Annotated in this window: 18 protein-coding genes; 9 read left to right on the top strand and 9 right to left on the bottom strand. The window is 71.0% G+C overall.

The genetic code is table 11. The features are described 5' to 3' along the window. Positions 1-15 precede the first annotated feature (15 nt). Both JOD64_RS18340 and JOD64_RS18335 read right to left on the bottom strand, forming a co-directional pair. Positions 16-975, bottom strand: a complete 960-nt coding sequence (locus JOD64_RS18340) for an ATP-binding cassette domain-containing protein (RefSeq protein ID WP_204943334.1) — start codon at positions 973-975, stop codon at positions 16-18. A gap of 121 nt (positions 976-1096) precedes the next feature. After that, positions 1097-1711, bottom strand: coding sequence for a PadR family transcriptional regulator (locus tag JOD64_RS18335; RefSeq protein WP_204946128.1), 615 nt, complete (start codon positions 1709-1711; stop codon positions 1097-1099). Positions 1712-1859: 148 nt separating this feature from the next. Here JOD64_RS18335 and JOD64_RS18330 point away from each other — a divergent pair, with 148 nt between their 5' ends. The 5 genes from JOD64_RS18330 (at position 1860) to JOD64_RS18310 (ending at position 9674) form a co-directional block, all read left to right on the top strand. Further along, entirely contained in the window at positions 1860-3611 is a 1752-nt protein-coding gene (locus JOD64_RS18330; protein WP_204943333.1) for an acetyl/propionyl/methylcrotonyl-CoA carboxylase subunit alpha, read from the top strand. 124 nt (positions 3612-3735) lie between these two features. Next, the gene (locus tag JOD64_RS18325) at positions 3736-5175 is read left to right on the top strand and encodes a GuaB1 family IMP dehydrogenase-related protein (RefSeq protein WP_204943332.1); all 1440 of its coding nucleotides are present in this window, start codon (positions 3736-3738) and stop codon (positions 5173-5175) included. 211 nt (positions 5176-5386) lie between these two features. After that, the gene (locus JOD64_RS18320; protein ID WP_204943331.1) at positions 5387-5869 is read left to right on the top strand and encodes a MarR family winged helix-turn-helix transcriptional regulator; all 483 of its coding nucleotides are present in this window, start codon (positions 5387-5389) and stop codon (positions 5867-5869) included. Further along, positions 5863-7596, top strand: coding sequence for an ABC transporter ATP-binding protein (locus tag JOD64_RS18315; protein WP_204943330.1), 1734 nt, complete (start codon positions 5863-5865; stop codon positions 7594-7596). Before JOD64_RS18320 ends, JOD64_RS18315 begins: the two co-directional genes overlap by 7 nt. Then, positions 7593-9674, top strand: a complete 2082-nt coding sequence (locus tag JOD64_RS18310; RefSeq protein ID WP_372434159.1) for an ABC transporter ATP-binding protein — start codon at positions 7593-7595, stop codon at positions 9672-9674. Before JOD64_RS18315 ends, JOD64_RS18310 begins: the two co-directional genes overlap by 4 nt. 59 nt (positions 9675-9733) lie before the next feature. On the opposite strand, the gene thrS is transcribed toward JOD64_RS18310, so the two are convergent. Next, the gene (gene thrS / locus JOD64_RS18305) at positions 9734-10951 is read right to left on the bottom strand and encodes a threonine--tRNA ligase (RefSeq protein WP_204943329.1); all 1218 of its coding nucleotides are present in this window, start codon (positions 10949-10951) and stop codon (positions 9734-9736) included. 518 nt (positions 10952-11469) lie between these two features. Here thrS and JOD64_RS18300 point away from each other — a divergent pair. Together JOD64_RS18300 and JOD64_RS18295 are read left to right on the top strand one after the other, a co-directional pair. After that, on the top strand, positions 11470-12093 hold the full coding sequence (locus tag JOD64_RS18300) for a DedA family protein (RefSeq protein ID WP_204943328.1): 624 nt from the start codon (positions 11470-11472) through the stop codon (positions 12091-12093). Positions 12094-12279: 186 nt separating this feature from the next. Next, positions 12280-12945, top strand: a complete 666-nt coding sequence (locus JOD64_RS18295) for a DUF998 domain-containing protein (RefSeq protein ID WP_204943327.1) — start codon at positions 12280-12282, stop codon at positions 12943-12945. Here the strand turns inward: JOD64_RS18295 and JOD64_RS18290 are convergent. After that, the gene (locus JOD64_RS18290; protein ID WP_110564288.1) at positions 12902-14305 is read right to left on the bottom strand and encodes an NAD(P)H-quinone dehydrogenase; all 1404 of its coding nucleotides are present in this window, start codon (positions 14303-14305) and stop codon (positions 12902-12904) included. The genes JOD64_RS18295 and JOD64_RS18290 overlap by 44 nt on opposite strands. 106 nt (positions 14306-14411) lie before the next feature. Between JOD64_RS18290 and JOD64_RS18285 the strand changes: the two genes are divergently transcribed. Further along, positions 14412-14867, top strand: a complete 456-nt coding sequence (locus JOD64_RS18285; protein ID WP_110564287.1) for a gamma-glutamylcyclotransferase family protein — start codon at positions 14412-14414, stop codon at positions 14865-14867. A 90-nt stretch (positions 14868-14957) separates the two neighbouring features. Here the strand turns inward: JOD64_RS18285 and JOD64_RS18280 are convergent, their stop codons facing one another. The 3 genes from JOD64_RS18280 to JOD64_RS18270 form a co-directional block, all read right to left on the bottom strand. Then, positions 14958-15692 (bottom strand): SCO6745 family protein, encoded by a 735-nt coding sequence (locus JOD64_RS18280; RefSeq protein ID WP_204943326.1) that lies wholly within the window; start codon positions 15690-15692, stop codon positions 14958-14960. 100 nt (positions 15693-15792) lie between these two features. Next, on the bottom strand, positions 15793-16776 hold the full coding sequence (locus JOD64_RS18275; RefSeq protein ID WP_204943325.1) for a coiled-coil domain-containing protein: 984 nt from the start codon (positions 16774-16776) through the stop codon (positions 15793-15795). A 4-nt stretch (positions 16777-16780) separates the two neighbouring features. Further along, complete coding sequence (locus tag JOD64_RS18270) at positions 16781-17413, bottom strand: MBL fold metallo-hydrolase (RefSeq protein ID WP_204943324.1); 633 nt, start codon at positions 17411-17413, stop codon at positions 16781-16783. A 93-nt stretch (positions 17414-17506) separates the two neighbouring features. Between JOD64_RS18270 and JOD64_RS18265 the strand changes: the two genes are divergently transcribed. After that, on the top strand, positions 17507-18532 hold the full coding sequence (locus tag JOD64_RS18265) for a DUF4349 domain-containing protein (RefSeq protein WP_204943323.1): 1026 nt from the start codon (positions 17507-17509) through the stop codon (positions 18530-18532). Here the strand turns inward: JOD64_RS18265 and JOD64_RS18260 are convergent. Then, positions 18489-19748, bottom strand: a complete 1260-nt coding sequence (locus tag JOD64_RS18260; protein WP_204943322.1) for an amidohydrolase — start codon at positions 19746-19748, stop codon at positions 18489-18491. The two genes, JOD64_RS18265 and JOD64_RS18260, sit on opposite strands and share 44 nt — an antisense overlap. A 446-nt stretch (positions 19749-20194) precedes the next feature. Beyond that, positions 20195-21778 (bottom strand): acyl-CoA mutase large subunit family protein, encoded by a 1584-nt coding sequence (locus JOD64_RS18255; RefSeq protein ID WP_204943321.1) that lies wholly within the window; start codon positions 21776-21778, stop codon positions 20195-20197. Positions 21779-21793 lie beyond the last annotated feature (15 nt).

Below are 21793 nucleotides of genomic sequence, written 5' to 3'. Positions count from 1 at the left end.
AGTCGTCTCCGGTGGTCAGGACTCGCGCAGCGAGCGGCCGGTCTTGGTGAGAAAGACGTCGTCCAGGCTGGGTCGGTGCAACTCGATCGAGCGCAGCTCCAGCCCGGCGTGGTCGAGCCTGCGCAGCACCTGCGGGATGGCGGTGGCGCCGTCGTTGACGTAGAGGCGCAGGCCGCCCTCATCGGCGGTCTCCAGCTTGTTGACGTACAGCTCGCCGTCGAGCGCCTTGGTGGCCTGCGGGGTGGCGGTCGAGTCGAGGCCGACCAGCACCACGTCGCCGGAGATTTCCCGCTTGAGCTCGGCCGGCGTGCCCTCGGCCACCACCTCGCCGTTGTCCATGATCGCGATCCGGTCGCAGAGTGCGTCGGCCTCGTCGAGGTAGTGCGTGGTGATGAAGACGGTCATCCCGTCGCCGCGTAGCCGCCGGATCTCGTCCCACATGTGGGCGCGGCTCTGCGGGTCGAGGCCGGTGGTCGGCTCGTCCAGGAAGACGACTTTCGGCTCGTGGATGATGCCGAGCGCGATCTCCACCCGCCGGCGCTGACCGCCGGAGTAGGTCTTGCATTTGCGGTCGGCGTACTCGGTGAGCTGGAAGGCGTCCAGGGCGCGGGCCGCGCGCCGCTGCGCGTCGGCCTTGCCGATGCCGTACATGCGGGCGTGCAGCACCAGCTCTTCGCGGGCGGTGGACTCGTCCCAGGTGCTGCCGCCCTGCGGGACGTAGCCGATCCGCCGGCGCACCTCGGCCGGGTCCTTGCGCAGGTCCGCGCCCGCGATGGTGGCATCGCCACCGTCCGGTTCGATGAGCGTGGCGAGCATCCGCAGCGTGGTGGTCTTGCCTGCGCCGTTCGGGCCGAGGAAGCCGAAGATCTCGCCTTCGGCGACCTCGAGGTTGACGCCCCGCACGGCGTCGACCGTCTTCGTCTCTCGACCCGCGCGGGAGCGGAACGACTTCCTTAGCCCCCTGGTCTCGATCATCTCTGCTCCTGGTCGGTCGGGCCGGTCGGGCCGGCCTTCGAGTGGGACGACGCCGGACGACGCACTCCCCCGCTGTGCCGCCAGCAGGCTAACGCGATATAACTTCTCTAGTCAACGTTGATTATTCCGCGTCGGCCGCAGTCGGCGGCTCCTGGCGCTCCTTCCAGCCCGACCAACCCTCCACGTTCTCCAGCTCAGCAGGCAGGTACGACACACCGGAGTCGATCCGCTCCGCGATCCGTTCACACCACCCCATCTCCGCCTCTGCCCGCACCGCCCACAGCTCGAACATCCAGCCCACGTGCGCCGGCTTCCGGTTACGCACCCAGTCCGACTCGAGCGAGGCGCGCATCGACTCGACGCCGGCGCGCAGCAGATTGGCCCGGTTGCGCAGGGCTGCGGCGGCCTCGGCGCGCGGCATGGCCGGCAGGAAGGAGAAGGCCACCGCGAAGGGATCGGTCGGCTCAGCGAGGTTCCACCAGAGGTTGCGTAGCAGCGTCTCGAACTCGTCCTCACCCTTGGCGGTCACCTCATAGGTGGTCCGGGCCGGACGGGCACCGACCTGCTCGGTGGCGACGGCACGGAGCAGACCTTCCTCGGTGAGCTTGCGCAGGGCGTGGTAAATCGAGCCGGGCTGGACGTTCGCCCACTTGTCGGCACTCCAGCTCAGCAGCTCACGTCGTACGTCGTAGCCGTGCACGGGCTGCATCCACCGCACCAGACCGAGGATCATCATTCGAGTCGCAGACACCCAACAAGCGTAATAGGCAAGTTTGACTAGTGCGCGGCGGCTCAGTGCGGCATCCCACACTGAGCGATCGTTTGGGCCAACTGGGCGGCCGATACACTCCCCGTCAGTAACCTGCCCGGGAGGAGCCACGAAGGTGCGCAAGGTACTCATCGCCAACCGCGGCGAGATCGCCGTCCGGGTGATCCGTGCGTGCCGCGACGCCGGCCTGGGCAGCGTCGCCGTGTACGCGGACTCCGACCGTGCGGCCCTGCACGCCACCCTTGCGGACGAGGCGTACGCGCTCGGCGGCGACAGCGCGACCGAGACGTACCTGCGTATCGACAAGCTGCTCGACGTCGCCGCCCGGTCCGGCGCCGACGCCGTACACCCCGGCTACGGCTTCCTCTCCGAGAACGCCGACTTCGCCCAGGCGGTCATCGACGCCGGGCTGACCTGGATCGGTCCCACCCCGCAGGCGATCCGCGACCTGGGTGACAAGGTGACCGCGCGGCACATCGCCCAGCGCGCTGGCGCTCCGCTGGTGCCGGGCACCCCGGACCCGGTGGCCAACCCGGACGAGGTGATGGCGTTTGCCGTCGATCACGGCCTGCCGGTCGCCATCAAGGCCGCCTTCGGCGGTGGCGGGCGCGGTCTCAAGGTCGCCCGGACCATGGAGGAGATCCCCCAGCTCTTCGAGTCGGCCACCCGGGAGGCGGTCGCGGCGTTCGGCCGGGGCGAGTGCTTCGTCGAGCGCTACCTGGACCATCCCCGCCACGTCGAGGCGCAGGTCCTCGCCGACCAGCACGGCAACGTGATCGTGGTCGGCACCCGGGACTGCTCTCTGCAGCGTCGGCACCAGAAGCTCGTGGAGGAGGCACCCGCGCCGTTCCTCAGCGACGCGCAGCGGGCCCAGATCCACGACAGCGCCAAGGCGATCTGCCGCGAGGCCGGTTACCACGGCGCCGGCACTGTCGAATACCTGGTCGGCGTGGACGGCACCATCTCCTTCCTGGAGGTCAACACCCGACTTCAGGTCGAGCACCCGGTCACCGAGGAGACCGCCGGCATCGACCTGGTCCGCGAGCAGTTCCGGATCGCCGACGGTGAGAAGCTGCGGATCACCGAGGACCCGACGCCGCGCGGGCACTCGATCGAGTTCCGGATCAACGGCGAGGACCCGGGCCGCAACTTCCTGCCCGCCCCCGGCACGGTCACCGCGCTGCGACTGCCGACCGGCCCGGGTGTGCGGGTCGACACCGGCATCTCGGCCGGGGACGTGATCGGCGGCAACTTCGACTCGCTGCTGGCCAAGGTGATCATCACTGGTGAGACGCGCACCGAGGCGCTGGAGCGTGCCCGCCGCGCGCTCGACGAGATGGTCGTCGACGGGATGGCCACCGCGCTGCCGTTCCATCGACTGGTCGTGCGGGACGAGGCGTTCACCGCTGAGCCGTTCACCGTGCACACCCGGTGGATCGAGACGGAATTCCACAACACCGTGCCGCCGTTCGCCGCCGCCGTCGGCGCCGCCGAGCCGCCGGCGGAGCGCGAGACCGTCGTGGTCGAGGTGGGAGGCAAGCGCCTCGAGGTCAGCCTCCCCGCCGGCTTCGGCGGGGGTACGACCACCGCCGCACCCGCCACCCGTAAGCCGGCCCGGCGCGGCGGCGGAGCCAAGGCGGGCGCCCCGGTCAGCGGCGACGCGCTCACCTCACCCATGCAGGGCACCATCGTCAAGATCGCGGTTACCGACGGCGACACGGTGGCTGAGGGCGACCTGGTGGTGGTGTTGGAGGCGATGAAGATGGAGCAGCCGTTGCACGCCCACAAGGCGGGCACGGTCAGCGGGCTCACCGCCGAGGTCGGCGCCGTGATCACCGCCGGTGCCCCCATCTGCACCATCGCGTGAAGAACGTGCACCTTACTGACGCCTGGTGCAGGAGAAGACCCCCTTCCTGACGACTGTGGCGCGGTGGGGGTGGTTTGCGGCACCGGAGCGGGCAATGGTGGCCGCGAGCGGGAATGATGGCCGGGTGCGGTTCCTTCACGGCGCGGTCCCCGCGCACGACCTGACCTATACCGACGTCTTCATGGCGCCGGCCCGCTCCGACCTGGGCTCGAGGCTCGACGTCGACCTTTCCACCAGCGACGGCACCGGCACCACCATCCCGCTGGTCGTGTCGAACATGACAGCGGTCGCCGGCCGGCGGATGGCCGAGACGGTGGCCCGCCGGGGCGGGATCGCGGTGATCCCGCAGGACATCCCGATCGAGGTGGTGGCGAATGTCGTCGCCTGGGTCAAACAGCGGCACCTGGTCTACGACACGCCGATCACCCTCGGGCCCACCGAGACCGTGGGCGACGCCATCCACCTGCTGCCCAAGCGCTCGCACGGCGCGGTGATCGTGGTCGACGACGCCGGCCGACCGATGGGCGTGGTGACCGAGGCGGACACCACGGGAGTGGACCGCTTCGCCCAACTGCGGCACGTGATGTCCACCGAGTTGCACACCGTCCCGGCGGACGCGGACCCGCGTACCGGCTTCGATCTGCTCTCCGCGGGCCGTCGTCGGCTCGCTCCCGTGGTGGACGCCGAGGGTCGGCTGGTCGGGGTGCTGACCCGCCAGGGCGCGCTGCGCGCCACGCTCTACACGCCGGCCGTGGACGACCGGGGTCGGCTTCGCATCGCGGCGGCCGTCGGGATCAACGGCGACGTGACCGGCAAGGCCGCGGCTCTGCTGGAGGCGGGGGTGGACACGCTGGTCGTGGACACCGCGCACGGCCACCAGGCACGGATGATCTCCGCGCTTCAGGCGGTCCGCAAGCTGGACCCGGGGGTGCCGGTGGCGGCCGGCAACGTGGTCACCGCCGAGGGGGTACGCGACCTCGTCGAGGCGGGGGCGGACATCATCAAGGTGGGTGTCGGGCCGGGCGCGATGTGCACCACCCGGATGATGACAGGTGTGGGTCGGCCGCAGTTCTCCGCCGTACTCGACTGCGCGACCGCGGCTCGGCAGCTCGGCCGGCACGTCTGGGCCGACGGCGGGGTGCGGCACCCACGGGACGTGGCGCTCGCGCTCGCCGCCGGGGCGTCGAACGTGATGATCGGCTCCTGGTTCGCCGGCACCTACGAGTCCCCCGGTGACCTGTACACCGACGCGGACGGCCGACGGTACAAGGAGAGCTTCGGGATGGCGTCGGCTCGGGCGGTAAGCGCCCGTACCGCCGACGACAGCCCGTACGACCGGGCCCGCAAGGCGGTGTTCGAGGAGGGCATCTCCTCGGCCCGGATGTACCTGGACCCGGCCCGACCCGGCGTCGAGGACCTGATCGACGAGATCATTGCCGGGGTACGCAGCGCCTTCACGTACGCCGGCGCACGGGACCTGACTCAGTTCCACGAGCGGGCGATCGTCGGCGTCCAGAGCGCCGCCGGTTTCACCGAGGGAATGCCCCTCCCCACAAGCTGGTAACCCACCCACCCACCCACCCACCCACACCCCACCCTCGTTGATCATGGGGTTATTGCCTTCCGCATCGGCGTGTCGTGGCAATAACCTCATGATCAACGGAGTCCCTCCGGCCGGGACATCACTTCGAAGTACGCACGGTGCGTGACGGCGACGTCGACGTACGCGGCAATTTCGTTTGGCCCCTGACTATCAGGGAGCTAACCTACGTCCCGTGGAACTCGTCACCCTCCAGGATGTGCCGCTCGGCCGGCTGCTGGTGGTGGCCGGGCACCTGGTCGGGCAACGGTGGAATCGCTACCTCGCCGAGGAGCACGGCCTCACCCAAGCCGGCATGGTCACCCTGATGACGCTCGCCCGACACGGCGAGCTGCCCCATCGGGAGGTCGCCGAGAAGGGCTTCGTCCGCCCGGCGACCCTGACCGGCATCGTGGACACGCTGGCCCGCGACGGGCTCGTCGAGCGGCAACGCGACGACAGCGACCGGCGCAGCGTACGACTCGTCCTCACCGCCGCCGGGCGGGAGCGGGTGGCCGCGCTCAGCGCGCTGATGCACTCCGGACGCCCGCTCACCTCGGTCGACGCCGACCCGGTGAAGGCACAGGTGATCAGGGAGTTCCTGCTCGAGGTCATCGGCAGCGGGGACGACCCGCGGATGACCGGACGCCCAACCGAACCGAAGGATCCGGCGTGCTGATCCGACTCCTGCGCAACCAACTGCGCTCCTACCAACGACCGTTGCTGGCCGTGGTGCTGCTCCAGTTCGTGGGCACCATGGCCTCGCTCTACCTGCCCAGCCTGAACGCCGACATCATCGACAAGGGCGTTGCGCGGGGCGACACCGACTACATCGTGCACACCGGCGGGTGGATGCTGCTGGTCAGCCTGATCCAGATCGTCTGTTCGATCGCCGCGGTCTACCTTGGCGCCCGGATCGCGATGGGCTTCGGCCGGGATGTCCGGGCCACGTTGTTCGGGCACGTCAACCGTTTCTCCGCCCGCGAGGTCGCGCGGTTCGGTGCACCGTCGCTGATCACCCGCAACACCAACGACGTGCAACAGGTGCAGATGCTCGTCCTGATGAGCTGCACCATGATGGTCGCCGCACCGATCATGAGCGTGGGCGGCGTGGTGATGGCGCTCCGCGAGGATGTCGGGCTCTCCTGGCTGATGCTGGTCAGCGTGCCGGTGCTGGCCGTCGCGCTCGGCGCGATCATCCGTCGGATGGTGCCGGGTTTCCGGCTGATGCAGACCCGGATCGACACGGTCAACCGGGTGCTCCGTGAGCAGATCACCGGCATCCGGGTGGTTCGCGCCTTCGTCCGCGAGCCGTACGAGACGGATCGTTTCGCCGTCGCCAACGCGGACCTGGCAGCCACCGGTCTGCGTACCGGCCGACTGCTGGCGCTGATCTTCCCGGTGGTCATGCTGGTGCTGAACGTCTCCAGCGTGGCGGTCCTCTGGTTCGGCGCGCAGCGGGTGGACGCCAATGCGATCCAGATCGGCGCGCTGACCGCCTTCCTGCAGTACCTGATGCAGATCCTGATGGCGGTGATGATGGCCACCTTCATGCTGATGATGGTGCCCCGGGCTGCGGTCTGCGCCGAGCGGATCGTCGAGGTGTTGGACACCGACTCCTCGGTGGTCCCCGCCGCCGAGCCGGTCAGCGAGCTGCCCACCCGGGCCGAGCTGGAGTTGCGCGGGGTGCGCTTCCAGTACCCGGGCGCGGTCGAGCCGGTGCTGCGGGACATCTCCTTCCGGGCCACCCCGGGCACCACCACGGCGATCATCGGCAGCACCGGCGCCGGCAAGACGACCCTGCTGTCGCTGATCCCCCGGCTGGTCGACGTCACCGGCGGCGCGGTGCTGGTCGACGGGGTGGACGTGCGGGAGTTGGCGCCGGACGAGCTGTGGCGGCGGATCGGCCTGGTGCCGCAGCGGCCGTACCTGTTCACCGGGACGGTCGCCAGCAACCTGCGCTACGGCAACCCCGACGCCACCGACGAGGAGTTGTGGGCGGCGTTGGAGATCGCTCAGGCCCGCGACTTCGTGGCCCAGATGCCCGGCGGGCTGGACGCGCCGATCGCCCAGGGCGGCACCACCGTCTCCGGTGGGCAGCGACAGCGCCTGGCCATCGCCCGGGCCCTGGTCCGGCAGCCGGAGATCTACCTCTTCGACGACTCGTTCTCGGCGCTCGACCTTGGCACCGATGCGCGACTGCGAGCCGCTCTGCGGCCGGTCACCGCGCAGTCCGCGGTGGTGATCGTGGCCCAGCGGGTCTCCACGATCATCGACGCCGACCAGATCATCGTTCTTGAGGACGGAGGGGTCGTCGGAGTGGGACGACACGCGGAATTGTTGGAAACCTGCCCGACGTACGCCGAGATCGTGGCTTCACAGCAGACGGCGGAGGTGGCGGCATGAGTGAGCGCGACGAGCCACGCACCGCGGCCGTACCCAGTCAGAAGCCGGCTGGTGACGCACGGACGCCGGAAGGCGACGTGCAGCAGCCCGGCGGCGACGCCCAGACGCCGAAGCGGCTGCCGCCCGGCGGTCAGCGCGGAGGCCCGGGATGGATGAGCGCCGGGATGCCCGCCGAACGGTCGATGAACTTCGGGCCGTCCGCGCGGCGGTTGCTCGGCCGGCTGCGCCCGCACCGGCTGCACCTGGGCGCGATCATCACCCTGGCCGTGGTCAGCGTCGGGTTCAGCGTGGCCGGGCCGAAGATCCTCGGCCATGCCACCGACCTGATCTTCACCGGGGTGATCGGCCGGCAGTTGGAGGCGGGCACCACCGCCGAGCAGGCCGCCGCCGCTGCCCGGGCCGGCGGCAACAACAGCTTCGCCGACATGCTCGCCCGGATGGACGTGGTGCCCGGAGTGGGCATCGACTTCAGCGCCCTGGGTCGGGTGCTGCTGTTGGCGCTCGGGCTCTACCTGGCGGCCAGCGTGTTGTCCTGGTGGCAGGGCTGGCTGCTCAACGGGGTGGTCCAGCGCACCGTGCAACGGCTGCGCGCCGAGGTGGAGGAGAAGCTCAACCGGCTGCCGCTGCCCTACTTCGACCGGCAACCCCGTGGTGAGCTGCTCAGCCGGGTCACCAACGACATCGACAACATCGCCACCAGCCTCCAGCAGACCCTCAGCCAGCTGCTCACCTCGCTGCTGACCGTCGTCGGCGTGCTGGCCGTGATGTTCTGGATCTCGCCGCTGCTGGCGCTGGTGGCCCTGGTCGCGGTGCCGCTGTCGGTGTTGGTCACCCAGCGCATCGCCAAGCGCTCGCAGAAGCAGTTCATCGCGCAGTGGAAGCACACCGGCGAGTTGAACGGCCAGATCGAGGAGGCGTACACCGGTCATGAGCTGGTGAAGGTCTTCGGCCGGCAGCGTGAGGTGGAGGCCGCGTTCGCCGCGAAGAACGACGAGCTGTTCCGGGCCAGCTTCGGGGCCCAGTTCATCTCCGGGATCATCATGCCGTCGATGATGTTCATCGGAAACCTGAGCTACGTGGCGATCGCCGTGGTCGGCGGGCTGCGGGTCGCGTCCGGCACGATGAGCCTCGGCGATGTGCAGGCGTTCATCCAGTACTCCCGACAGTTCACCCAGCCGCTCACCCAACTCGCCTCGATGGCCAACCTCCTGCAGTCCGGGGTGGCCTCGGCCGAGCGCGTCTTCGCGGTGCTGGACGCCGACGAGCAGACCCCCGACCCGGTGGAGCCGGCCCGGGTCACCGACCCGCACGGTCGGGTCGAGTTCGAACACGTCTCGTTCCGCTACGAGCCGGACAAGCCGCTGATCGCCGACCTGTCACTGGTCGCCGAGCCGGGTCACACGGTGGCCATCGTCGGCCCGACCGGCGCCGGCAAGACCACGCTGGTCAACTTGATCATGCGGTTCTACGAGCTGGACGCCGGCCGGATCACGCTCGACGGGGTGGACATCACGACGATGCGCCGCGACGACCTGCGCGGCCGGGTCGGCATGGTGCTCCAGGACACCTGGCTCTTCGGCGGCACCATCCGGGACAACATCGCCTACGGGCGGCCGGACGCGACCGAGGAGGAGATCCTCGCCGCGGCCCAGGCCACCTTCGTCGACCGGTTCGTACGCAGCCTGCCCGACGGCTACGACACGGTCATCGACGAGGAGGGCAGCAACGTGAGCGCCGGTGAGAAGCAGCTCATCACCATCGCCCGGGCGTTCCTCGCCGAGCCGTCGCTGCTGATCCTCGACGAGGCGACCAGCTCGGTGGACACCCGCACCGAGGTGCTGCTCCAACGGGCGATGGCCGCGCTGCGCTCGGACCGGACCAGCTTCGTCATCGCGCACCGGCTCTCCACCATCCGCGACGCCGACCTGATCCTGATGATGGAGAACGGCCGGATCGTCGAGCAGGGCACCCACGAGCAGTTGCTCGCCGCCCACGGCGCGTACCACCGGCTCTACCGTTCCCAGTTCACCGGTGCCGTCGTCGACGAGGAGCCGGCCGGCCAACCGGCGGCGGTCTAGGGCGGGTCGCCGTGCGCGCGACGCGACCGACGACGACCCACCCCGGATCGGCGGGTGGGTCAGTCCGCCGGGAGCAGCTCGGCCGCGCGGGCGGCGACCTGCCCGCCGATCAAGGCGAGCGCGGCGTCCGCGGGCATCGGTTTCAGGGCACGACCGCCGCGCAGGCGCAGCGCGAGGCGCCCGTCGGCCGCCTCCCGTGGACCCAACACCCCGAGGTACGGGACGCGGCGGCGGGCCGCGTCCCGGATCCGGGCGCCCAGCGAGCCGGCGACGTCGACCTCGACCCGCAGGCCGGCGTCGACGGCCCGCCGGGCCAGGTCGGCCGCCACGTCGGCCTGGCCGTCGTCGACCGGCAGCAGCACCAGTTGGACCGGCGCGTACCAGGCCGGGAATGCACCCTCGTGCACCTCGATCAGGTACGCGAACAGCCGCTCCATGCTGCCGACCAGGCTGCGGTGCACCATGACCGGTCGACGCCGACTGCCGTCCGAGTCGGTGTACGACAGGTCGAACCGCTCCGGCTTGTCGAAGTCCAACTGGATGGTGGACAGGGTCGACTCCCGGCCGGCGGCGTCGACGATCTGAATGTCGATCTTCGGACCGTAGAAGGCGGCCTCCCCCGGAGCCTCGACGTACTCCACCCCGGCCAGCGCGCCCCGGAGCAGATCCTCCGCGCGGGGCCACTGCGCGTCGTCGCCGACGTACTTCTCGCCCGGCCCGCGCAGCGACAGCCGGAAGCCGGCCGGGCGGACGCCGAGCGCGGCGTGCGCGGCGCGGATCAGCCCGAGGATCCGGCCGACCTCCTCCCCCACCTGCTCGGGGGCACAGAAGGTGTGCGCGTCGTTGAGCGAGATGGCGCGTACCCGGGACAGCCCACCGAGCACCCCGGAGCGCTCCGAGCGGTACATCCCACCGAGCTCCGCGATCCGCAACGGCAGCTCGCGGTAGGAGCGGCCCCGGGCGCGGAAGACCAGTGCGTGGTGCGGGCAGAGGGCGGGCCGGAGCACGAACTCGTCGTCCGCGCTCAGCCGCATCGGCGGGAACATGTCGTCGGCGAAGTAGCCGAGGTGCCCGGAGAGTTCGAAGAGTTCGCGTTTGCCCAACGGCGGCGAGTAGACGTGCTGGTGACCGGAGCGGCGCTCCAACTCCCGGACGTACTCCTCGACAGCGTGCCGGGCGGCGGCGCCGGCCGGCAGCCAGATCGGCAGGCCGGCGCCGGCGAGCGGATCGGAAACGAAGAGGTCCAGCTCGCGGCCGAGCCTACGGTGGTCGATCATGTCGGGCTCCTGGATCGGGTACGACCCGGAGGCGACCTGGGCTCCGTTCGGCGCGCGGCCCTCCGGGGCGGATCGCCCCGGGGCCTGGTCGACGGTGGTTACGTCAGAGCGGCGCGCCGGGGACACCCGGCGTCGTGGTCACCACTACCGCACTGCGCATACGGCGACCGTACTCACCGACAATCGGGGACGCACCCGGATTTGCGGCGGCGAAGGAGGGGGCGGGCCGCCGGCGCGGGACCCGCCGGCGGCCCAGGCGGCCCGAATCGTCAGGAACGGGGGACCCGACGGGCGTGGGCCGCGCGAACAACGGTACGCCGACGTACGCCGATTTGCCGACCGGTGCAGGACGGGTGGGACGGCCGCCGCACCCCGTCACCCGAGATTGGTTCGCCTCGTTGTACCTGGGTGGCCGGGTCGTGTCGACCGTCACGACGGGCCGGGGCTGTCCACGGTGACGCCGGACACGCAGTCAGGCTGAAGACACCCGATCAGCCGCATCCGGCGAGGTGGCAGGCGTGCCCGAACTACTGACTGACGTCGCATCGCCGACGTGGGCCTACCTGTTGCTGCTCGTTCTGCTGATCGCGGACGCCTTCGTCCCGGTGATCCCCACCCAGATCGTCATGATCACCAGTGGCGCGCTCACCGTCTACGGCGGGCTCAACCTGCCGGTCACCATCGCCGTCGGCGCGCTCGGCGTATTCGCCGGCGACCTGGCTTGCTACCTGCTCGGACGGGTCGCACCGGACCGGCGGCCACCCCGGCACGCCGCCGAACTGAGCCGGGCCCGTCGGGTCGCCAATCGGGTCACCCAGGGGCTGCGACAACCCGGACCGCTGGTCATCCTGCTCTGCCGGTTCGTGCCGGGCGGCCGGATGGCGGCCTGCTTCTCGGCCGGCCGCAGCCGCTACCCGTACCGGCTGTTCGTGGTCTACGAGGCCGTCGCCGCGCTGGGCTGGGCCACCTACGGCGCGCTCGTCGGGCACCTGGGCGGTACCGCGCTGACCGAGTCGGCCTGGCGGCTGGCCATCATCGCCACCGCCGCCGCAGCCGGCTTCGCGGCGGCGGGCTGGGCGATGACGCTGGTCAGCGCCCGCCACGCCCGAGCCGCCGCCGCAGTCGACGTCCCCATCGACTGAGTGTCGGCCCCCGACCTTCGCGATCTTGCACTTCCTGTCCCCGCAATTGGGGCATGCCCCGCATAAGGACGACCGAAAGTGCAAGATCGCGGGGGAAGGTCCGGAGGCCTCTAGGGGTGGTCCCCCGGAAGGATTTCGGTGGCCGTCCCGGATCCGGCTCGGGTCCCTGCGGCGACAGGCTGAGGTATGCCTGGAACCCGGAGCACCGGCCTGTTCGCCCTCGGCGGCATCGCGCTGGCGGCGCTGCTCACCGTGATCGGCCACCTCGAAGTCAACGACGACCTCAGCCCGTGGGCGCTGACCATCAGCGACTTCGCGGTCTCCGACCGGGGCGGCGTCATCGACGTCGCCATGATGGTGCTCGCGCTCGCCACCGTGGCGTTGCTGTACGGGCTACGCCGCGCCGGCCCACCCCGAGCAGAGTCCGGTCGGACGGCCGAGTTGCTGCTCGGCACCTGGGCGGCCGGGCTGCTACTCGCCGCGCTGGTGCCGACGAACGAGCCGGGCACGGCCATGACCACGGCGGCCTACCTGCACCGGTACGCCTCGGTGGTCGCCTTCCTGGCGCTCCCGGTCGGTGGCTGGCTGCTCGCCCGCCGGTCGGATCTGGCCCCCGCAGCCCGGACGCTACGCATCTTCGTCCTACTCAGCCTCGCCCTGGCGGCGGCGATGATCTGGTCCGCCTACCCCGGTGACCGGGTGCTCATCGGCCTGGCCGAACGCCTCCTCATCCTCGCCGAGGTCGCGGTCCTGGCCACGGTGGCGGTGATCCAGACCCGGACCTCGGCGGTCGGCAGAGGAGCGCCGTTCACTCCAGCTCGTGGAGCATCAGCTGGCGCGCTGCCTCGGTGATCGAACCGGAGAGGCTCGGGTAGATGGTGATGGTCTGGGCCAGCTCGTTGACGGTGAGGTTGTTCTCCACCGCCATGGTGATGGGCAGGATCAGCTCGCTGGCCTTCGGGGCGACCACCACACCGCCGATCACCTGGCCGCTGGCCGGTCGGCAGAACAGCTTCACGAAGCCGTCGGGAAGGTCGTCCATCTTGGCCCGGGCGTTGCCGGACAGCGGCAGCATCACCTGCCGGGCCGGCACCTTGCCAGCGTCCACCTCGTCCTGCGAGACACCCACGGTGGCCAGCTCCGGGTCGGTGAAGACGTTCGCCGCGACGGTACGCAACCGCAGCGGGCGGACCGCCTCGCCGAGGGCGTGCCACATGGCGATCCGACCCTGCATGGCGGCGACGCTGGCCAGCAGCAGCACGCCGGTGCAGTCGCCGGCCGCGTAGATGCCGGGCACGTTGGTCCGGGAGGCCCGGTCGACGGTCACGTAGCCGCCCCGGCCCAGCTCCACGCCGTACTCGGTCAGGCCCAGGTTGGCGGTGTTCGGGATCGAACCGACCGTGATCAAGGCGTGCGAACCGGTGACCTTGCGGCCGTCGGAGAGTTCCACCTCGACGCCGTCGGCGGTACGCCGGACCGCGTCGGCCCGCGAGTTGTTGAGGATCTCCATGCCCCGGTTGCGGAACACCCGCTCGATGGCGGACGCGGCGTCGGCGTCCTCGTGCGGCATCACCCGGTCCCGGCTGGAGACCAACGTGACCTCGACCCCCATCGCCAGGTACGCGCTGGCGAACTCCGCGCCGGTCACACCCGAGCCGACCACGATCAGGTGCTCGGGCAGCTCCGGCAGGTCGTACACCTGGCGCCAGGTCAGGATGCGCTCACCGTCCGGAACGGCGGTGGGCAACTGGCGGGGGGTCGAGCCGGTGGCCACCAGCACGGTGGACGCCGCGATCGAGTATTCCTCGCCGCCGTCCGCGGGGGTCACGACGACCCGGTGGGTGTGCCCGAGGGCGTCCTCACCGAGCCGGGCGGTGCCGGCCACGAAGGTGACCCCCGCCTTGAGCAGCTTGGCGTGGATGTCGGCGGACTGTGCCAGGGCCAGCCGCTTGACCCGCTCGTGCACCGCCCGCGCATCGACGGTGACCGCCTCCAGTCCGTCCGAGTGCACCCCGAATTCCTCGGTGTCCCGGTAGCCGGTGACCACCCCCGAGCTGGCGATGAAGGTCTTCGACGGCACGCAGTCGGAGAGCACACACGCTCCGCCCGCGCCGTCGGCCTCCACCACGGTGACATCGGCGTCCAGCTGGGCGGCGACCAGGGCCGCCTCGTAGCCGGCCGGCCCCCCACCGATGATCACGATCCGGCTCACAGCGTTCGCCCTTCGTCCATGCTCACAGTGACTTTCTTCTCCCGAGCGCATTCGACACGCACTGTCGTATTCTCCCCCACCCGTTCGCCGGGCTATCGTCATCGCCGTGCGTCATCACGCCGCCTACGGCTCAAATCTCGACCCCGCCCGGATGCGCGCCTACTGTCCGCATTCGCCGATGGTGGGCACCGGCTGGCTGGAGGGCTGGCGGCTGACCTTCGCCGGAGCGGACGTGATCGGCTGGGAGGGCGCGGTGAGCACCCTGGTCGAGGCGCCCGGTGAGCGGGTCTTCGTGGCGCTCTACGACATCCACCCATACGACGCCGGCCAGCTCGACGAGATCGAGGGGGTGACCGCCGGCACGTACCGCAAGCTGCACGTCCGGGTCTCCACCCTCGACGGCGACGTGACCGCGTGGATCTACGTCTTCAACGGGTACGAGGGCGGCCTGCCGACCTCGTGGTATCTCTCCGAGATCGCGAACGCCGCCGAGAAGGCCGGCGCCCCGGACGACTATGTCACGGAGCTGCGGTCCCGCCCCACCGGCACCGCGTCGGCGTAGCAGCGCGTATCGCACGCCCCCAGTCTGCTACCGCCATCGACCGGATCGCCGGTCGGGCCCGACCGGGGTCGTCAATCACACACCAGCGCCTCAGGCGAGGTCGGCCCGGGTGCGGTGCAGCAGCTCCACCAGCTCGGTGCCGCCGGCGGGGCCGAGGGCCGTGAACGCCGGCGCGACGAGACGGTGGGTCACCGCCTCTGCCCACAGCCGCCGACGCACCAACGGCCCGATCGGCGGGTACGGCGGTGACCAGCCGCAGGCGACGGCGCCAGCCTCCCCCTCCGGCCCGGACAGCACAGCCTCCAACGGGGTCATCCCGGCGGCGCGCACCGCCAGCAGATAGGCACCGGTGAAGTGTTCCCGGAGCAGGCGCAGCCCGGCGGCACTCCGGGCACCCGGGGAGAGATCCGGCAGCGGCACGGCCCGCCACGCGGCGAAGAGCGGCATTCCGCTGGCGTCCGCCGCCACCACCGCCCGCTCGACGAGTGCGGCCAGACGCTCGGTGTTGGGCAGGGCGTCGAGCTGCTGCGAGCCCCATCGGCAGCACTCGGCGAGGCTGGCGGCGGCCACCTCGAACGGCGGGACGATCCGAGCTGCGGCGTCCCAACCGTCGGCGACCGCGTCCGGGGCGATGAAGCCGATAGCGGCGGCGGCCGTCTCCGCCCGTACATCGCCGAGCGCGCCAGCCCGGCCACTGATATAGAACGCCCAGCCGGAGATGCCGAGCAGCCGGGCCCGGCGCAGCGTGGTCGGATCCCGGCTGAACGCGTCGCCTAGGTCGAGCACGACGGGCTTGCTGGCGGCGGCGACCTGTTCCGGTGTCATCCGAGCGACCCCCTCGGGCACCCCGACCCGTCGTCCACGACGTCCCGTTCCAGGGTCACCCGCCGTGCACGGCCCGCACACTCGTCGTCGTCCATCGATGTCAGTCTGCCGCGCCACCCCCCGCGTCCGCATCCCCCTCTTCGGCCGCCAGCGCCTCGACCGCCGCCTCGACCTCACCCGCGCGACGGCGAGCCACGGTGACCGCACGCTCGGCGGCACGCCGAGCGAGCTTGGCCCGGCTGAGATCCTGCTCGGCGACCGCCCGCCGCCGCTCCAGCTCGGCCAGTTCGGCCTCGATCCGATCGAGTACGGAGACGCCGTCCCGCTCCTGCCCGGTCACCTTGGCCAGCTCGGCTTCCGCGCGCTCCTGGTCGGCCTGTGCCTTGGTCAGCTCCCGGTCCAGGGCGCGGCGCTGCCGGGCCCGCTCGGCGCGGGCCGCCCGCTGCGCGGCCCGCTCGGCCTGCTCGGCACGCTCCGCCGCCCGGTCGGTGCGGGGCGCATCCTCCCGACGCCCTCGCTGGGCACCGGGCCGGCGGGCGGGGCGTTCCTCCTCCGGCTCCTCGTCCTTGTCGGTGACCAGCCGCAGCTGTGGCCGGGGCACCTCACCGAAACCGGCGTAGCTGGCCGCCCGGAGCAGTCGCCCCGCACGCACCTGCTCGGCGACCTCGACGTCGGAGAACGCCGCGTTCAGGGTCGCCTCCACTTCGGCCAGGGGCAGCCGGCCGGCCGGTGGCGAGTCCGGCTCCGCCGCGGCGAGCTTGCGGATCTCGGCGACCAGGGCGCCGACCACCGCCCGGCGCTGCGCGGACAGCTCCCGCAGCCGGGGCCCGCGCAGCTCCCGCTGGGCGGCCCGCAGCGCGTCGGCGAGCTGAACCAGGTCGGTCACCAGCTCCGGGCGTCGAATGGCGAGCAGGTTCACCAGCCAGGCGGCCACCGTCGGGCGACGTAGCCGGGCCAACTGTCGGGCGGTGCTCTGATCGCCGGCGCGTCGGGCGTCGGCCACGGCGGCGTCCCGGGCGGCCACGAACCGGTCCGGTGGGATGCGGTAGAGCTGCTGCACCAGCTCCGCTGAGGGGCCGGGCATGGTTTCAGACGTCCACCCGGCTACCGGGCTCCAGCCGCTGATAGTCGGTGCCGGACATCGCGGCGTACTGCCGGTCGAGCACGCGCAACCCGTTGTCGTTGAGCAGGGCGTCGTGCAGGGCGTACGCACGCCGCGGTGCGACCGCGCGGATGAAGTCGACCACCTCGGAGAACTTCGACCAGGGGGCGTGGATCGGCGCGAAGAGCGTGTCGACGGGTGTCTCCTCGGGCACCACCAGGGCGTCACCGGGGTGGTAGACCACGTCATTGATCAGGTACCCGAGGTTGTCCACCGTCGGGATGTCCGGATGGATCACCGCGTGCTGCCCCCCGTACGCGCGGACGGCGACCCCGGCGGCGGTGAACGACTCGCCGACGGTGACCGGGCGCAACGCCTCGGCCGCGTCGCCCAGCGCCCCGGCGAGCGAGGCGGGTCCGTGGATCGGGAACGGTTGCCGGTCGAGCTGCAGGCGCACCGCCGCCACGTCCAGGTGGTCGGGGTGTTCGTGGGTGATCAGCACTGCGTCCACACCGTCCAACGCCACGGTGGGGTCGCTGAACATTCCTGGGTCGACGACGAGCACTCCCCCGTCGTGTTCCACCCGGAGACAGGAGTGGGCGTACTTGGTGAGCCGCATCGTGACTCCTCGATTATCGAATCGTGACGTCCTCAGCGCAGTCTGCCGGAACCAGCCGACGCGTGCGCCGCGTCCGAGCTATCGCCACACCGGATGACGACGATGGGAGCGGGGATGGACGGACAGGCGGTACGACGTCGCGGCACACTGCTGGCGGCGACGGCACTGGCGGCGGTGCTGATTCTCACGGGGTGCGGGGCCGGTGACAGCGGGTCCGCGGACAAGGCGGGCACGGCTGCGGACGGCCCTGCGGCGGCTGACGGCGGCGGTGCGGACAAGGACGGCCTGCTCGGCGCACCCGAGGCGGCCGGGGCCGGGGCACCGCAGGAGGACAAGGCCAGTGCACCGCAGGAGGCTGGTGCCGCCGCACCGGATCTGCGGGTCGACCAGCGGGCGATCATCTACACCGGATCGATGCGGGTGCAGGTGGACGATGTGGACGCCACCGCCCGCGAGGTCACCGCCCTGGTCACCCGGGCCGGCGGCTTCGTCGGCGGTGATCAGCGGCGCAGTGCCCAGGCCGACGCGATGGCGGAGTTGCAGCTGCGGGTGCCGGCCGCGAAGTTCACCGGCGTGGTGGACGAGATCGCGAAGCTCGGCCGTCAGCAGAGCCGGGAGATCAGCACCGAGGACGCCACCGAGGCGATCGTCGACCTGGACGCGCGCATCATCAGTCAGCGGGCCAGGGTGGAGAGTGCCCGCCGGTTACTGGGCCGCGCCACCTCGATCACCGACCTGGTGTCGTTGGAGAACGAGTTGGGTCGCCGCGAGGCCGATCTGGCATCGCTGGAAGCCAAGAAACGCCGACTGGCCGACCTGACCGCCCTCTCCACGATCACCGTGACGCTCGCGGGACCGGCGGCGAAGATCACCCCCGAGAAGAAGGAGACCGGCTTCCTGGCCGGGCTGACCGGCGGTTGGAAAGCGTTCGTCACCTCGTTGACCGTCCTGCTCACCGTGCTGGGGGCGCTGCTGCCGTGGCTGGTGGCGTTCGGCGTACCGGTGGCGGTGTTGTTGCTGCTGCTGCGCCGACGACGCGTGGCCCCGGCCGTGGCCGCACCGGTCAACGCACCGGTCAGCGCACCGCCGCCAGTGCCCGCAGCGCGGTCTGCACCATGACGCGTACGCCAACGGGGATGGCCCGCTCGTCCACGTCGAAGCTTGCGCGGTGCAGGTCGACGTTGGGGCCGGAGCGGCCCACGCCGAGCCGGGCGAGGGCGCCGGGGACGTACTCCAGATACCAGGAGAAGTCCTCGCCGCCCATGCTCTGCGGCGTCTCGGCGATCCCTTCCGGGCCGAGCGCCGCGGCGGTGGCGGAGGTCAGAACCTGGATGGCCCGGGCGTCGTTGCACACCGGTGGCCGGCCGCGCAGGTATTCCAGGTCGACGGTGGCGCCGGTCGGCGCGATCACGTCCCGGACCACCTGAGCGACGATCTTGGGGGCCTGCTCCCACGTGTCGCGATCCATCACCCGCAGGGTGCCGGAGGCGCTCGCCTCCGACGGGATGACGTTGTAGCGGGTGCCGGCCGAGGCGTGGCCGAAGACCAGCAGCAGGCCACTGTTGGCCGGCACCCGGCGGCTGACCAGCGCAGGCACCTCGGTGACCAGCCGGCCGAGCGCGTCGACCAGGTCGACGGTCAGGTGCGGCCGGGCGGTGTGGCCGCCCGGTCCGGAGAGCCGGACGGTGACGTTGTCGGCGGCCGCGGTGATCGGGCCGACCCGCAGGCCGACCTGGCCCACCGGCAGGTTCGGGTCGCAGTGCAGCGCGAAGATCTGCACCACGTCTTCCAGGCCGCCGGCCTCGATGACCTCGAGCGAGCCGCAGGGCAGGATCTCCTCGGCCGGTTGGAAGATGAGCCGGACCCGCCCGTCCAACTCACCCAGGTCGGCGAGCTGGGCGAGCAGCATGCCGACGCCGAGCACGATCGAGGTGTGCACGTCGTGCCCGCAGGCGTGGCAGGCGCCCTCCACGGTCGACCGGTAGGGCACGTCCTTGGGGTCGTCGAGCGGCAGCGCGTCGATATCGGCGCGCAGCGCGACGACCGGGCCGTCCGGCCTGCCGTTGACGTCGCAGATCACGCCGTTGCCCTTGGGGAGCAGGCGCGGTTGCAAACCGGCCAGCGACAGCTCCCGGGCGATCAGTGCGGCCGTCTCGAACTCGTTGCCGGAGAGCTCAGGGTGCGAGTGGAGGTGACGGCGCGTAGCGATCAGCCCCGGTACCCGGAGCGCAAGGAGGTGGTCCAACTCGCGGGGAAGCGGCTGGGACCCGGGGGGCGTCTCCGGCCAGGACGACGCCAGCTGGCCACCTGTGGGCAGCGTCAACGCACTCGTCACGTCGAATTCTCGATCACTAGAGATGGATGGATCATCGGGGACAGCAGACAGCCTAGACCTCCGACGGTGACGCTGCGCAACCTCGTTACGGTAATGATCGGACCGCACAGCGTCACGTATGCCCTGCTGAGGGCGCTCGAAGATGTCTGGGACAGCAGGTAGATCGCGGTCGAACGCCGACATGCGCCGCTCACCTCCTACAACGCGTAACCGATCGTGGCGGTCGCGAATCCCACCGGAACTCGTGAAGCCCTGTTGCGAATTGTCGCATTAGTCGGGGTGGTGAACTGACACTCCGACAATAAGCCGACCACGCAGCGCAACGAGCCGGATAAGGACGCTCACATGGGCGTACCCGCAACGAGCGCACAGGGTGTGCGTCCGCATTCACTCGACCGGGTACCCGCCAGGACCGGTGGACACACCGCGGCCCCGACCGGAGAGGGTCAGAAGCGATCGGTGGGCCGGTACAGTCCCCAGACCTCGCGCAGCGTCCCGCAGACCTCACCCACGGTGGCCCGGGCCCGCAGTGCTTCCTTCATCGGGTACAACACGTTGTCCGAGCCCTCGGCTGCGGCCCGCAGGTCGGCGAGTGCCCGTGTCACCGCGTCGGCGTCGCGCTCGGAGCGCAGCCGCGCCAGCCGGTCGGCCTGGGCGGCCTCGATCGTCGGGTCGACCCGCAGCGGCTCGTACGGCTCCTCCTCGTCCACGGTGAACCGGTTGAGCCCGACCACCACCCGCTCACCCGAGTCGATCTCCTGGGCGATCCGGTACGCGGACTGCTCGATCTCCCGCTTCTGGAACCCGGCCTCGATCGCGTCCACCGCTGAGCCGTGGTCGGCCACCCGTTCCATCAGCTCGACGGCGGCGGCCTCCATCTCGGCGGTCATCGCCTCCACCACGTACGAGCCGGCGAACGGGTCGACGGTGGCGGTCAGGTCCGTCTCGTACGCCAGCACCTGCTGGGTACGCAGCGCGAGCCGGGCGGCCTTCTCGGTGGGCAGCGCGATCGCCTCGTCGAAGCTGTTGGTGTGCAGCGACTGGGTGCCACCGAGCACCGCGCCCAGCCCCTGCACCGCCACCCGGACCAGGTTGACCTCGGGCTGCTGCGCGGTGAGCTGCACGCCGGCGGTCTGGGTGTGGAACCGCAGCATCATCGACTTCGGATCCTTGGCGCCGAAGTCGTCGCGCATCAGCCGGGCCCAGATCCGTCGGGCGGCGCGGAACTTCGCCACCTCCTCGAGCAGTGTGGTGCGGGCCACGAAGAAGAACGACAGCCGGGGCGCGAAGTCGTCCACCGCGAGCCCGGCGGCCAGCGCCGCCCGCACGTACTCCACGCCGTTGGCCAGGGTGAACGCGATCTCCTGCGCGGGCGTCGCGCCGGCCTCGGCCATGTGGTAGCCGGAGATGGAGATGGTGTTCCACTTCGGCACCTCCTTGCGGCAGTACGCGAACGTGTCCGCCACCAGGCGCAGCGACGGCTTCGGCGGGAAGATGTACGTCCCGCGGGCGATGTACTCCTTGAGGATGTCGTTCTGGATCGTGCCGTTGAGCGCCGAGCCGGGCACCCCGTTCTCCTCGGCGACGAGCTGGTAGAGCAGCAGCAGCACCGAGCCGGGTGCGTTGATGGTCATCGAGGTGGAGACCTTGTCCAGTGGGATGTCGGCGAAGAGCTGCCGCATGTCCTCAATGGAGTCGATGGCGACGCCCACCTTGCCGACCTCGCCGTGCGCGATCGGCTCGTCGGAGTCGTAGCCCATCTGGGTCGGCAGGTCGAAGGCGACCGAGAGGCCCATCGTGCCAGCTCGCAGCAGCTGGTGGTACCGAGCGTTGGACTCGGTGGCGGTGCCGAAGCCGGCGTACTGGCGCATGGTCCACGGGCGCGAGGTGTACATCGTGGGGTAGACCCCCCGGGTGTACGGGAACTCGCCGGGGCTGCCCAGCCGGGTGTCCAGGTCCTCCGGAAGGTCGGCCTCCGTGTAGACGCCGTTGATCGGGAAACCGGACTCGCTTGACCGCCGTTCGTTCATCCCCGGATGGTAGGA

Origin of the sequence: Micromonospora luteifusca (genome assembly GCF_016907275.1) — a bacterium.
Lineage (GTDB): Bacteria > Actinomycetota > Actinomycetes > Mycobacteriales > Micromonosporaceae > Micromonospora > Micromonospora luteifusca.
This window is presented reverse-complemented; position numbering and strand designations above follow the sequence as displayed.